Below are 13,591 nucleotides of genomic sequence, written 5' to 3' on the forward strand. Positions count from 1 at the left end.
TGAGGATTAATCCGGCTTGCCAAGATATTTTCGTTAAAATCCCGGACGAGAGCACAATTAGCCAAATTTAATTAATTGATGTCATTATTTGATGGATAAAAAAATGCCGCCTCAATGGCGGCATTTTTGTCAAAGCCCAATTAAATCAAGCCTTGGCAATATCGTCCGGACCGATCTGGCCGATTTCGGCGACTTTTTTGTCAGCCAGCAGCCAGAGGGTGAACTTGTGCAGTTCCGGGTGATGAGCCAGTGCCACCAGGAAGGCGCCACCTACTTCACGATAACCCAGTTCATAGTTCTTCAGGGTGGTGGGGGGAACGCCCAGCAGATCGGCAAATTTAGGACGGCTCAAACCGACCGCTTCACGGATCTGACGGATCTTCTTACCAACAGTTACGATATTTGAATTCATATTGTTCCATACTCCGTACGGCGGATTGACTCCACCTTTATTTTTCGCGACGACTCGTAGTCAAGTGTATCAGTTTTGAACGGACTCGTTATGGTCGAGCCTCTATCTTTAATCAGCGTCTTTCGACGACAACCCTTGTAAACCTCGGGGATGGTAATCGCTCAACCGCCTCAGGTAAACAGTCTCGAAAAGAAACCTTTATTGTTGCCGCCAGAATAACTCGTATAATCCGCCAGCTATCCCTAAAGAGTAAGAACTCATGGCGCTTCCCGGCATAATCTCCTGTTTACACCCAGTTTCAGATCCTGAAGCTCTCACCCGCCAGCTGATGCAAGGCCAGCAGACACGCGCCGAAGCGTTCTGGTTACCCGCCAGCATGCATGAACAGGCGGCAGCGGTTTTGACTGCGCTCGATGACAAATGCAGTCTGTTTCTTGAGCAGCCCGTTGCAGACCTCCCCCTGCGCAGTCACGATGGCATGGTGCAAGAAGCGCACACTCTGCTGCTTGGCAACGGCAACTGCATCGCCCTTGCCAAGGTGCCGGGAGATGGAGGCCTGGTGCCCGCCTCCGGGCTCGCCGAAATGGGGCAATGGCTGGAGTCGGGTCACCTGCACTTTCGCTGTTCAGCCGCGGTGCAGCCCGTAGCACGGGCCATCCTCAACATCTGGCCACTCGACCCCTATCTGGCTCGTCATTTCCTGCTCAGTTTTACTCCCTTGCTGTGCGAAGCAACCGACGCCGACTATCTGGCGGTGTTCCAGGCGCGCGAATGTACCGCCATGGCACAATCTGACTGGGTTCAGGCCTATATGAAACTCGAAAAGAAGCTGCACAGAGCCTATTTGGATCACTAATTAATTTGGATAAACAGCCAGTTATCCACACGACACAATTTGCCATATGGGTTATTTGTGAGCTTGATCATGTTTTGAAATCGGCATAGAGTGCGCCTCGTCATCGGAATGACATTGGCTGTTCGTGAAGGGTTGATTGCATCCCATGTGATGCCAACCGCTCGCTTGTGCACCAGGAATGAGTGCCTCTCGGATGGAACCGGGATCCCTGCCCGCTTCAACACTGTTGTTCGGCAGAGCCTGCAGCTTACATAAATTAAAAAGTGCGAAGCACGTAACCAACGTGCCATCTCAACGAGGATTTTTTTATGATGAAAATGGCTCCTTCCCTGATCGCCATCGCCATGGCTGCCATGGGTGCAACTGCAGCTCACGCCGCTGATGATATCTACTTCGGTGCCGGTGCCGGTGCTGCTCACTTCAACGGTCTGAACAAGATCGAAGGCGTGAAAAATGGTGAAGAAAACGCTGCGGCGGCCAACGCCTTCGTAGGTTACAACTTCAACGAGTACTTCGGTTCCGAGCTGGGCTACCAGTACGCTGGCCGTGGTAACACCGATGGCAACCGTTACGAGAACCAGGGCGCTACCTTGTCCGGTATCGCTCGTCTGCCGCTGGGCGGCGACTTCTCTGCCTTCGCTGAAGGCGGTGCCTACTGGGCTCACACCGACGGCATGGGCACCAGCGATACCAAAGTATCCCCGCTGGCCGGCCTGGGCGTGACCTATCAGGTAAACGACGCGCTGGATCTGCAAGCTCGCTACCGCTACATGTGGGACGTGGCTGATCTGCACGCCGACAATGTACGCTACAAGTCCAACCAGAGCGTTGCGACCCTGGAAGCCGTTTACCACCCGTTCCGCTCTTCCTACGTAGCTCCTGCTCCGGCACCGGTTGTTGAAGAAGCGCCGGCTCCTGCTCCGCAGGTTGTTGAGAAGAACTTTGCCCTGAACTCCGACGTGCTGTTTGCCTTTGGCAAAGACAGCCTGAAGGCAGAAGGCATCGAAGCACTCAACTCCCTGTACCAACAGATCGTTGACTTCCAGCCGAAAGACGGCAGCGCCGTTGTTGTTGGTTACACCGACCGCATCGGTTCCGACGCTTACAACCAGAAGCTGTCTGAAGCCCGTGCCCGTACCGTTGCCAACTTCCTGGTCAGCAAAGGTATGGCTGCCAGCAAAGTTGCTGTTGAAGGTCGTGGCGAAGCCAACCCGGTCACCGGCAACAAGTGTGATGGCGTGAAAGCCAAAGCTCAGCTGATCTCCTGCCTGGCCCCGGACCGTCGCGTTGAAATCCGCGTATCCGGTGTACAAGTAGTTCAGCAATAATCTGACACCGTTCAGATAATGCGAAAAGGGGATGCCACGGCATCCCCTTTGTCTATCCACTTTCCGCAGTCTGATTAAGAACGCAGCAATTCGCGTCACCTTCTGTCAAACCATTTCCCCCATCACATTGCCCGCCTGTTCGTGCAAGCCCGCACCAGCGCTGGATATCTGTACAGAAACTTGATCAACCCGAGTCAAAGGAATACAGTAACCCCGCTTGTAAGGCATTGGATGAACTATTAAAAGTGCTTCTTGCCCGGTTAGTTGTCCATGAAGCCAAGGCTTCATGAGTATCCAGGAACCATCCATTTTTTACTTCGTACCACCCGTGGTCAGCCACGGAGGTCGCCGCTGAAATGTCACTTGCGACCGGTATAACTGAAGAGTGCGCAGTACGCCCTAGCACGGCAAACTCAACGAGGATAAAACGATGAAAATGAAAATGGCACCCGCCCTGATTGCTCTGGCCATCGCGGCCATGGGAACTTCTACCGCTCAGGCAGCCGACGATTGGTACACAGGTATCGGTGCAGGTTGGGCTTATGGCCACGACCTGAACGACTTTGGCAAAGACGCCGACAAGGACGCCACTGCGCTCTCCCTGTTTGGTGGCTACAACTTCAATGATTACTACGCTGCCGAGCTGGGTTATCTCTATACCGGTAAAGCGGGTGTCGACGGTGTCGACTTCAAGACCCAGGGTGCCACCCTGTCCGGCCTTGCCCGTCTGCCCCTCGGCGACATATTCTCCGTGTTTGCTGAAGGCGGTGCCTACTTCAACCACGTCAACGGCAACGGTAACAGCGACAACGGCACAGCGCCGCTGGCGGGTGTTGGTCTGACTGCCAAGCTTTCCGACCTCATCGACGTACAAGCCCGCTACCGCTACATGTGGAACCTGGGTGATGAGCAGAAGACCTGGGAAACCGACATGAGTGTGGCCACCCTGGAACTGGTGATGCACCCGAATCGCACCTCCTATGTGGCCCCTGTCGCTGCGCCAGCGCCCGAGCCGGTACCTGAGCCTGTCGTGGTCGACAAGAGCTTCTCCCTGAGCTCGGACGTGCTGTTTGCCTTTGGCAAATCCACTCTGAAGCCGGAAGGGGTTGCATCGCTGAACACCCTGTATCAGCAAATCGTCGACGTGCAGCCCAAAGATGGCAGCGCCGTTGTCGTCGGTTACACCGACCGCATCGGTTCTGATGGTTACAACCTGAAGCTGTCAGAAGCTCGTGCCCGTACTGTGGCGGACTTCCTGGTCGGCAAGGGTCTGCCAGCTGGCAAGGTATCCATCGATGGTCGTGGCAAGGCCGAGCCCGTCACCGGCACCCAATGTGACGGCATCAAGGCCAAGGCTCAGCTGATCGCCTGCCTGGCCCCGGATCGTCGTGTCGAAGTGCGCGTCACCGGCATTCAGGAAGTGACTCAGTAACAAGCCCTCAAGGCATATGAAGGAGGCCGGACGGCCTCCTTTTTTCTTGTTTTTTACTGCATTCAGCACCATTTCGTGATCCTCTCCCCATCCTTGCCGCCCAACATGGTCAAACACCCTTTATCGCCTATAAATAGTGGTGGTTGTACATAACAGGGCAGGAGCCCTACGACACCATGCATCGACGAGGATACGCGATGAACATAAAACTGAAACCTGTTTGGATTGCTTTAGCACTGGCGAGCACGGGGGCGCTGGCGGCACCGGTCAACGACTGGTACGTCGGGGCTGGTGGAGGCTGGGCCATCGCCCACGATCTGGGCGATTTTGGCAAGGATGCGAGCAAGGACGCCACAGCGCTCACCTTGTTTGGCGGCTACAACTTCACCGAAAATCTGGGGGCGGAGCTCGGCTATCTGTCGACCGGTGACTGGGATGTGCAAGGCACCGACTTCAGCAGCCAGGGGGCCACCCTGTCTGTGATAGGCAGGCTGCCACTGGGTGACGTCTTCTCGGTGTTTGCCGAGGGTGGCGGTTACCTTTACCACGTCAAATCCATCAACGGTGGTGATGACAACCTGGCTCCGCTGGCGGGCCTTGGGCTGACGGCCAAACTGCACGACTGGGTCGATATCCAGGCGCGCTACCGCTATCTGGTCCGGGTCGGTGATGACTCGGACAACGACAAGGTAGGCAGCGGCACCCAGCGCTGGGTGAGCAACATCAGCACCGCCACGCTGGAGCTGGTGATCCATCCCAACCGCAGCAAGACGGTCGCACCAGCTCCCGCCCCCGTCCTGGTTCCACCACCGCCGCCCCCAGTCCCGGAACCTGTGGATCAGACCTTCAACCTGAGCTCGGATGTGCTGTTCGCGTTCGGCAAGGCAGAGTTGAAACCGGAAGGGATGCAGGCACTGGATGCACTCTACCAGCAGATAGTGGATGTTCAGCCCAAGGATGGCAGTGCCCTTGTGATGGGTTACACGGATCGCATCGGCTCGGATATCAACAATCTGGCGCTGTCGGAAGCCCGAGCAAGCACTGTGGCCAACTTCCTGATCGTCAAAGGTTTGCCCGCCGACAAGGTGAGCATCCAGGGCAATGGCGAGAGCAATCCGGTCACCGGCAGTCAGTGTGATGCCATCAAGGCAAAAGCGGCCCTCATCGATTGCCTGGGGCCGGATCGCCGAGTCGAAGTCAGGGTGACAGGGGTGCAAGGTACTCCCGAAGCACCGGTGGCAGAAGCCGAGATGTAACAGGCCAGACTCGTCAGCCGTGCACAAAAAAGGGATGCCGAAGCATCCCTTTTGCATTTTCGCTTGTTGCACGCAGCGAGAGGATCAGAAGGAGGTACGGCGATAGCGCCGGTACTCGGGCCGCCAGAAGTTGGCTTCGATGGCCTGATCGATCACCTCGTCCGGGGTCTGTACCGCCTTGCCCTGCAGCATGGCGGTCTTGGCCACCATCTTGGCGATGTAGCGGGAGACCTGATGGATGTCTGCCAGATCCGGCAGCAAGGAACCTTCAGCCCCCTTCACCAGCGGTGAGCACTCCGCCAGGGCGCGGCTGGCCGACATCAGCATGGCATCGGTCACCCGGGTGGCACCGGAGGCGATGACGCCAAGCCCTATCCCCGGGAAGATGAAGGAGTTGTTGCACTGGGCGATGACGTAACGCTTGCCCTTGTACTCCACGGGGGCGAATGGGCTGCCGGTGGCGACCAGCGCCTGACCGTCAGTCCAGCGAATGAGATCCGCCGGCGTCGCTTCCACCCGTGAGGTGGGGTTGGAGAGCGGGAATATGATGGGACGGGTGCAGTGCTTGTGCATCGTCTTGACCACCTCTTCGGTGAACAGGCCCGGCTGACCGGAAACCCCGATCAGGATATCCGGACGACCATGCTCCATCACCTCCAGCAGGGAGATATTGTCCCCCACCGGCCAGTCAGCGATGCGATCCACCGGCTGGGAGAGGCGGCGCTGGAAATCGAGCTGGTTGGGGATCTTGTCGGTGATGAGACCAAAACGATCCACCATGAAGACCCGGCCACGGGCCTGGGCATCCGTCAGCCCCTCGGCCTTCATCTGCGCCACTATCTGCTCGGCAATGCCGCAACCTGCGCTGCCCGCACCGAGGAAGGCGACCCGCTTCTCGGAGAGCTTGGCGCCGGAGGCCTTGCAGGCGGCGATCAGGCTGCCGAGCGTCACGGCGGCCGTGCCCTGAATATCGTCGTTGAAGCAGCAGAGCTCGTTCTTGTAGCGGTTGAGCAACGGCATGGCATTGTTCTGGGCGAAATCCTCGAATTGCAGCAGGATATCGGGCCAGCGACGCTTGACCGCCTGGATGAAGGCATCGACGAACTCGGCATACTCTTCCCCCGAGATGCGCGGATTGCGCCAGCCCATGTAGAAGGGGTCGCTGAGCAGTTGCTGGTTGTTGGTACCCACGTCCAGCACCACAGGCAGGCAGTAAGCAGGCGAGATGCCGCCACAGGCGGTGTAGAGCGACAGCTTGCCGATGGGAATGCCCATGCCGCCGATCCCCTGATCACCCAGCCCCAGGATCCGCTCGCCATCGGTGACCACGATTACCTTGACGTTCTGCTTGGTGGCGTTTTGCAGCATGTCATCGATCCTGTCCTTGTCCGGATAGGAGATGAAGAGACCGCGGGCGCGGCGATAGATGTTGGAGAACTCCTCGCACGCCTTGCCCACGGTCGGGGTGTAGATGACGGGCAGCATCTCGGTCAGGTGGTTGTGCAACAGACGGTAAAAGAGCGTCTCGTTGGTGTCCTGGATATTGCGCAGATAGATGTGCTTGTCCAGATCGTTGCCAAACGCCATGAACTGGCGGTAGGCACGCTCGGCCTGCTCTTCGATGGTCTCGATATTCTGGGGCAGCAGCCCTTCCAAATTGAAGCTGCTGCGCTCCTCGCTGGTGAAGGCGCTGCCCTTGTTGAGCAGCGGTGTCTCCAGCAGGGCGGGACCGGCATAGGGGATGTAGAGGGGACGTTTCTGATTATTATCTTCAAACATGTTTCTGGTACCTAAACGATGGCCTGGACGAAGGAACCTGCCGATCCTATGAGCTTGCGCCACGAATTTCAAAGAGTTTGCACATTCGTTGCAAAAGGTTTGCGACCCAGGCGACGAAAGGCACCAGGGGTCTGACCAGTCAGCTGGCGAAAGCGGTTCGCAAAGTTGGCGCCATCGCTGTAACCGACCCGGGCCGCCAGCTCGCCAAGGGGCCAGTTGGTGTAGAGCAGCAACTGGCGCGCCTTGTTCATTCGCAGTCGGGTAAGCCAGGCCATGGGCCCCATGCCGAACACCTGCTGGCAGAGGCGATGTAGATGGGGCACAGAGCAGGCCATCTGGCCAGCGAGCAAGGCCACGCTCCAGGGCTCGTCAAGGCGCGCCTCCACCCGGCGAAACAGCGCCTGCAACCTCAGCTCTGGGGTGCCGCGCACCTCACCTTGCAGAGTGCGTTCCAACAGCGCCAACAACAGGCTAAGCAACTGGGGTTGCAGGGGTGAACGGACTCCCTCCCCCTGCATCAGACTGAGCAGATGGTAGAGCTGCTCCCCCTCATCCCCTTGCCAGATACGGTGACCAAGCCGATGCAGGTGCTGCCAGCGCGGCACGTCATCGAGCAGAATCCAGCTGATCTGCCAGCGCTCCCCAATCAGCTTGAGGCCACCGGGCACGGCGGCGGGCAGGAAAATCAGCGACCCGGCCGGAATGGCTTGCTCCCCCGCGTCGGTGAGCAGGGCGCCTCCCTCGTCGTGGCTCACCATCAGGATGTGGAACTCGGGCCGGTTGCGGCGAATGAGGTAGTGATCCCTGAGCCGGGAGAGACCGCTGAGGAAGATCCCCGCCTCACCGAGCAGGGGCAGCCCTTCGCGCCCCAACATCCGCTCCTCGCAACCGGGGGCAATTTCCAGACACTCGCTGACAAATGCCATAACGCCTCAACATGATAGTTTTGCACAATAAAGCCGAGAGATGCTCACAGTGAACCCTCTCTCACCAGCCCCTATCATACCCATGACAAACCTTGCTTTTCACATACCCGGTTAACATAAATGAATTATTGGCAAGCGATTTTAAAACAAACCACTGATCGCGACTTCATGGCCCGACTGTGGCGACTGGCCCTGCCAGTGTCACTGCAGTCCATGATGTTCTCCCTGCTGGGTCTCATCGACATCATGATGGTGAGCCAGCTTGGCACCACGGCAGTGGCGGCGGTCGGCTTGGGTAACCGGGTCTTCTTCTTCAATCTGCTGGTGATAGCGGGGCTCTCGGGGGGAGTCTCTGTATTGGCAGCCCAATATTACGGTCGCGGCGAGCTGGCCGGGGTGCGCCGCTCCCTGGCGCTGGCGCTGGTCGGTGCCCTGCTGGTGAGCCTGCCGTTTGCGCTCATCTATGTACTCGCGCCGGGCAGCGTACTGGGCTTTGCCAGCCAGGACCCCGAGCTGCGCCTGCTGGCCGATGAGTTTCTGATGATCACAGGCGCCACCATACTCTGCACCGCCATCGTAGTGCCGCTGGAGGCGGCCCTGCGATCCGTGGGCAACGCGGCGGCGCCGACCCGGATCGGCATCATGGCCATCATTGCCAACGTCATCCTCAACTATGCCCTCATCTTCGGCCATTTTGGCTTCGAGGCCATGGGCGTGGCAGGCTCTGCCTGGGGCACCACGATTTCCCGCCTGCTGCAGACAGCACTGCTGCTCTTCTATCTGGTGCGCCAAGAGCCCCGCCTGATCCCGCGTAAAACCGACTGGCGGGCCGCCTTTCGGCGCAAGGAGGTGGTGCGCTTCACCCTGATCGCCCTGCCACTGCTGTTCCACGACGGGCTCTGGGCCTTCGGCATGCTGATCTACGGCTTTCTCTATGCTCATCTTGGCACGGATTCGCTCGCCATCATGACCACGCTGGGGACGCTGGAGAGCATCCTCATCTCCCTCTTCTTCGGGCTGGCGGTGGCCTGCTCCACCCTGCTCGGCCACCGGCTCGGGGCGGAAGAGTACGAAGCCGCCTGGCAGCACTCCCAGCTGTTCCTGCTGCTGGCTCCCATAGGCGCTCTGTTGGTGGGGATAGCTGTCTGGCTGCTGCAAACCAATCTGCTGCAATGGGTCGGCAACCTGCCGGGCTCCCTGATGGGAGAAGCGAGTCAGGTGCTCGCCGTCATGTGTCTGGGCATGCTGCTCAAGGTGTTCAACATGGTGGGCATCATAGGCGTGCTGCGCTCAGGCGGCGATGTGAACTACAGCATCTTCATCGACATCATCGCCATGTGGTGCATCGGCCTGCCGCTGGCCTGGGTGGCAGTCAGCCTGCTCGGCTGGCCCCTCTCCTGGGTGGTGGCCGTGGTGCTGCTGGAGGAGCTGTGCAAGGTGTTTCTGGTACTGCGCAGGATCCGCCAGCGTCACTGGCTCAGAAATCTGGTGCTGGGGTAAAGCGGGAAGGGGCAAAACACGGGGTCATATCAATGACAGAAAAACCCTGTTTGCAGTATGCTTTCCACCTCTTCAATCAGAGACAGGGCGCCACTGTGTGAAGTGGTGCAATGCCCTGTCCAGTAGTCGTTTAAGGAGACGAGCATGCAACCACAAAAAGAGCTGATCACCGAGACTGCCCTGCTGGAGATGGCCAACGGCATCATCAAGAGCCACGAAGACTTCATCCACGGCATGCGCGCCGATTCGGTGGAACAGAAAGGGGATATTCTGGTGTTCAAGGGGGAATTCTTCCTGGCCGAAGATGGCACGCCAACCGGCAAGACAATGGCGGTGTTCAACATGTTCAAGCTGCTTGCCCAGCAGCTCTCTGGCAAATATCAGCTGAGCTGAGATAACAAGGCTGCCGGCAAGATGCCGCCCTCAGGCGGCATCTGTCTTTGCGGGCGGGTGCAGACCAGGCTCACCCGCCAGCTCCCCGACCACGCAGTTGCGCCCCGCCATCTTGGCCATGTAGAGGCATTCGTCAGCCCGATTGAGCAGATCTTCGACGCTCTCGCCGCGCTGGGCCAGGGTCAGACCGATACTCACCGTTACCTCCAGCAGCTCATCCGAGGTGGGGCTCTTTACCAGTCGCGCCTCTACCGCCACCCGCAGCCGCTCCGCCACCCGCTTTGCCTGAGCCAGCTCGCCGCAACGGGGCAACAGGATGGCAAACTCCTCGCCACCATAGCGGCCCAGCACCATGCCGGGCTCCAGCTGTTCTGCCAGGGTCGCCGCCACCTCTTTCAGCACCGCATCCCCCGCCAGATGGCCGAAGGTGTCATTGATTCGCTTGAACCTGTCCAGATCCAGCAGCATGACGGCAAAGGGGGAGTGCTTGTGATCCATGGTCACCCTGGCTTTGTCGAGCTGCTTCATCAGCAGGCGGCGGTTCATCATGCCGGTCAGTTCGTCCGTGGTGGACTCCCGGTAGAGCTGTAGCAGCATGTTGAGCTGGCCACACTGCACCCAGGCGCTGGCCAGGGCAAACAACCCCAGCAACCAGACCTGATTGAGGGTCTGCATGCTCCACAGCGGCTGCCCCACCAGCAGCCAGTTCCCCACCAGCGTGGTCACCATAATGCCCCCTGTCAGCTGCAAACTGAGGGAGAGCGGAATGGGGAAGATGGCAAACAGGCTGATGAGCAGATAGGGAAAGGCCATGTAGCCCGCTTGCAGCTCCTGATCCGCGCCAAAGCTGTGCAGGCAGATGAGGGCAAACAGCAGCATCACCGTCATCAGATAGCCCAGCGCCCACTTCATGCGCTCGCGCTGGAAATGGATGAGATAGGAGAAAGGAATGAGCGGAGAGAGGGCCAGCAGGCAGAAAATCCGGGCCTGAAGCAGCGCATCAAACTGGGCAGCTGGCAGGGTCAGCCAGTCAACCAATGCCCAGGCGGGCAACCCCACCATCAGTAAACAGGTGAGCAGACGCAGACGCACCGTCATAAAGCCCATGCGGGTCAGGGTAAAATCTTCGGAGTGGGCACGGGCACTCCAGAACTCCGACAGCTTCAGCATCCAGAGCCTCCAAATCACGAGAGAGGGCTCATTCTACGCCGTGAAAGTACAAAATCCTATGTAACAGACGCCATTTCAGGGCGAGCACCGTCACACAAACCGGCGGATCATAAACGCCATGCGCAAACGTTTCAACCCATGGGGAAATAAACCGGTTTCAGCCCGAATTAGCGCTGGTCAGTCTGATTTCAATCACTAAAATAGCGCCCAATTTTCTCCCCCCTCCCCCACACATTCGAGGTATTTATGGAACAGGCTGCCGCCGCGCGCGCAACCCGAGAGGCACATCCCCCCAGACGTGCCCACAGCGAACTGGTCTATGGCATAGACGATGTCCCGCCCCTGCCCCAGACCCTGTTCGCCGCCCTGCAGCATATGCTCGCCATGTTTGTCGCCATCATTACCCCGCCCCTCATCATCGCCAATGCCCTCGGCCTCCCTGCCGCCGACACCCGCTATATCGTCTCCATGTCGCTGGTCATGTCCGGCATCGCCTCCTTCATCCAGACCCGCCGCTTCGGCCCCATCGGTTCCGGCCTGCTCTCGGTACAGGGCACCAGCTTCAACTTCCTCGGCCCCATCATCGCCAGTGGCCTCGCCCTCAAACAGGCAGCCATGCCCACCGAGGATCTGCTGGGTACCCTGTTTGGCACCATGCTGGTGGCCGCCCTCACCATGGTGGTGATGAGCCGCTTCCTCCATCTGGTCAAGCGGGTGATCACCCCGCTGGTGACCGGCATTGTGGTACTGCTGATCGGTCTGACCCTGATCAAGGTGGGTCTGATCAGCATGGGTGGCGGTTATGCCGCCCTCTCTGACGGCAGCTTCGCCAGCCACAGCAATCTCTTCCTCTCCCTGCTGGTGCTGGGTCTCATCGTGCTGCTGCAGCGTAGCCGCAACCCCTGGCTGCGCCTCTCAGCCATCATGATCGCCATGCTGGTGGGCTATGCGGCAGCCCTGCTGCTGGGCAAGGTCACGGCCCCCACCTTCGACGGTCCCCTGGTGATGGTGCCCATCCCCCTGCACTACGGCCTCGGCTTTGACTGGCAATTGTTTGTGCCGCTGGCCATCATCTTCGTGGTAACGGCGCTTGAAGCCATCGGCGATATGACGGCCACCTCGGACATTTCGGGTGAGCCTGTCAGTGGCCCTGTCTATCTGGAACGTATCAAGGGCGGGGTACTGGCCGATGGCTGCAACTCAATGCTGGCTGCCCTGTTTGCTACCTTTCCCATGTCTACCTTCAGCCAGAACAACGGCGTCATCCAGCTGACCGGGGTGGCCAGTCGCCATGTCGGCCTCTTCATCGCCGCCATGCTGGCCCTGCTCGGCCTGTTCCCGGCTGTCGCCAGTCTGGTGCAGCAGATCCCGGAACCCGTGCTGGGCGGTGCCACCATCGTCATGTTCGGCACCATAGCCGCCGCCGGGGTGCGCATCATCTCCCGTGAGGAGCTGGACAGGCGCGCCCTCATGATACTGGCGGTGTCGCTGGCCATGGGACTGGGCGTGGCTCAGGTGCCTGAAGTGCTGCAACATCTGCCTGAGCTGGCCAAAAGCGTGCTCTCCTATGGCGTCGCCACCGGTGGCCTCACCGCCATCATCATGAACCTGCTGCTGCCCAAACGCGGCATCGCTCATCCATGAGTGGCCTCTCGCTGATAACGCTGCACATTGCCTGACCCAGGTAGATGATCCAGGCCCCGCACTGCGGGGCTTTACCTTGCCGGTTCCCGCAGGTAGTGTGCTGGGCAGCCTTTTTCCAAGGATGCCGTCATGCCCTATGCCCTGCTTCCTCCTCACGCTGATGCCCACACTCCCGACCTGATTTTGGCGCAAGAGCAACGCTGGCTGCGCGACTGTGCCCGTGACGGCCAAGCCCGAGCCCACCTCTGGCAGGCCCCCCAATGCCTGATTGTCACCCGCAAGGACACGCGACTCCCCCGCTATCAGGCCGCCTGCGAACAGCTCGCTCGCGAAGGCTGGCCCGTCCATGTGCGCGACAGCGGTGGCACCGCCGTGCCCCACGGTGCAGGCATCCTCAACCTGTCACTGCTGCTGCCCCGCACCACCACGGATCTTGGCCACTACTACCGGCTGCTGGGCGCACCTCTGTTGACCCTGCTGGCCGACCATGGCCTGAGTGGCGGCTACGACTTCGTGCCCGGTTCCTTTTGCGATGGCCAGTACAATCTGGTGATCGGGGGTCGCAAGATCACCGGCACTGCCCAGCGCTGGCTGGCACCGGGCCAGGATCACAACGGCGCCGTGCTGGCGCAAGCCATGCTGCTGGTGGCAGGAGATGTTGATGAGGGCACCCGGATGGCGAGCCGTTTCTACGAGCTGGCGGGCGGGGAGCTGCGTTTTATGGCCGGTACCTCGACGACCCTGGCCCGCTGCATTGCATGGCAGGGGAGCGATGAGGCGTTGGTGGAGAAGGTGCGAGGACGGCTGGAGACCCTGCTGACCGAGCAATAAGCATCTCACTCACCAAGGCTGAGAACGACTAGGGCCCCAAAAACAAAGCCACGACCCGGGTCGT

At 59.4% G+C, this 13,591-nt stretch carries 12 protein-coding genes; 8 read left to right on the plus strand and 4 right to left on the minus strand.

Features of this window, described 5'->3' with window-relative positions:
• Window positions 1-145: 145 nt before the first annotated feature.
• Window positions 146-412 (minus strand): helix-turn-helix domain-containing protein, encoded by a 267-nt coding sequence (locus AACX78_RS16720; protein WP_005298604.1) that lies wholly within the window; start codon window positions 410-412, stop codon window positions 146-148.
• 259 nt (window positions 413-671) lie between these two features.
• On the opposite strand from AACX78_RS16720, the gene AACX78_RS16725 reads away from it, so the two are divergent.
• From AACX78_RS16725 to AACX78_RS16740, 4 genes are all read left to right on the plus strand, one after another.
• The gene (locus AACX78_RS16725; RefSeq protein WP_159166868.1) at window positions 672-1,268 is read left to right on the plus strand and encodes a hypothetical protein; all 597 of its coding nucleotides are present in this window, start codon (window positions 672-674) and stop codon (window positions 1,266-1,268) included.
• A gap of 308 nt (window positions 1,269-1,576) precedes the next feature.
• Complete coding sequence (ompAI, locus tag AACX78_RS16730; RefSeq protein WP_159166869.1) at window positions 1,577-2,596, plus strand: porin OmpAI; 1,020 nt, start codon at window positions 1,577-1,579, stop codon at window positions 2,594-2,596.
• Window positions 2,597-3,026: 430 nt separating this feature from the next.
• Window positions 3,027-4,028, plus strand: a complete 1,002-nt coding sequence (gene ompAII, locus AACX78_RS16735) for a porin OmpAII (RefSeq protein ID WP_021138807.1) — start codon at window positions 3,027-3,029, stop codon at window positions 4,026-4,028.
• Between the two features lie 197 nt (window positions 4,029-4,225).
• On the plus strand, window positions 4,226-5,284 hold the full coding sequence (locus AACX78_RS16740) for an OmpA family protein (protein ID WP_159166870.1): 1,059 nt from the start codon (window positions 4,226-4,228) through the stop codon (window positions 5,282-5,284).
• An 84-nt stretch (window positions 5,285-5,368) separates the two neighbouring features.
• Here AACX78_RS16740 and AACX78_RS16745 read toward each other — a convergent pair whose 3' ends face one another.
• Window positions 5,369-7,063, minus strand: coding sequence for an NAD-dependent malic enzyme (locus AACX78_RS16745; RefSeq protein ID WP_058393415.1), 1,695 nt, complete (start codon window positions 7,061-7,063; stop codon window positions 5,369-5,371).
• Window positions 7,064-7,131: 68 nt separating this feature from the next.
• The gene (locus AACX78_RS16750; protein WP_201302884.1) at window positions 7,132-7,989 is read right to left on the minus strand and encodes a helix-turn-helix transcriptional regulator; all 858 of its coding nucleotides are present in this window, start codon (window positions 7,987-7,989) and stop codon (window positions 7,132-7,134) included.
• 120 nt (window positions 7,990-8,109) lie between these two features.
• Between AACX78_RS16750 and AACX78_RS16755 the strand changes: the two genes are divergently transcribed.
• Together AACX78_RS16755 and AACX78_RS16760 are read left to right on the plus strand one after the other, a co-directional pair.
• Window positions 8,110-9,489: an MATE family efflux transporter gene (locus tag AACX78_RS16755; protein WP_159166871.1), complete on the plus strand. Its 1,380-nt coding sequence runs from the start codon at window positions 8,110-8,112 to the stop codon at window positions 9,487-9,489.
• 144 nt (window positions 9,490-9,633) lie between these two features.
• On the plus strand, window positions 9,634-9,882 hold the full coding sequence (locus AACX78_RS16760; RefSeq protein WP_005316818.1) for a YciN family protein: 249 nt from the start codon (window positions 9,634-9,636) through the stop codon (window positions 9,880-9,882).
• Between the two features lie 30 nt (window positions 9,883-9,912).
• Here the strand turns inward: AACX78_RS16760 and AACX78_RS16765 are convergent, their stop codons facing one another.
• On the minus strand, window positions 9,913-11,052 hold the full coding sequence (locus AACX78_RS16765; protein ID WP_159166872.1) for a GGDEF domain-containing protein: 1,140 nt from the start codon (window positions 11,050-11,052) through the stop codon (window positions 9,913-9,915).
• A gap of 246 nt (window positions 11,053-11,298) precedes the next feature.
• Here AACX78_RS16765 and AACX78_RS16770 point away from each other — a divergent pair, with 246 nt between their 5' ends.
• Together AACX78_RS16770 and AACX78_RS16775 are read left to right on the plus strand one after the other, a co-directional pair.
• On the plus strand, window positions 11,299-12,696 hold the full coding sequence (locus tag AACX78_RS16770; RefSeq protein WP_159166873.1) for a nucleobase:cation symporter-2 family protein: 1,398 nt from the start codon (window positions 11,299-11,301) through the stop codon (window positions 12,694-12,696).
• Window positions 12,697-12,825: 129 nt separating this feature from the next.
• A complete protein-coding gene (locus AACX78_RS16775; protein WP_159166874.1) occupies window positions 12,826-13,527 on the plus strand; it encodes a lipoyl protein ligase domain-containing protein in 702 nt (233 codons plus the stop codon).
• Window positions 13,528-13,591: the final 64 nt, after the last annotated feature.

It is taken from the genome of Aeromonas sp. 9A, from assembly GCF_963900955.1.
GTDB lineage: Bacteria > Pseudomonadota > Gammaproteobacteria > Enterobacterales > Aeromonadaceae > Aeromonas > Aeromonas salmonicida.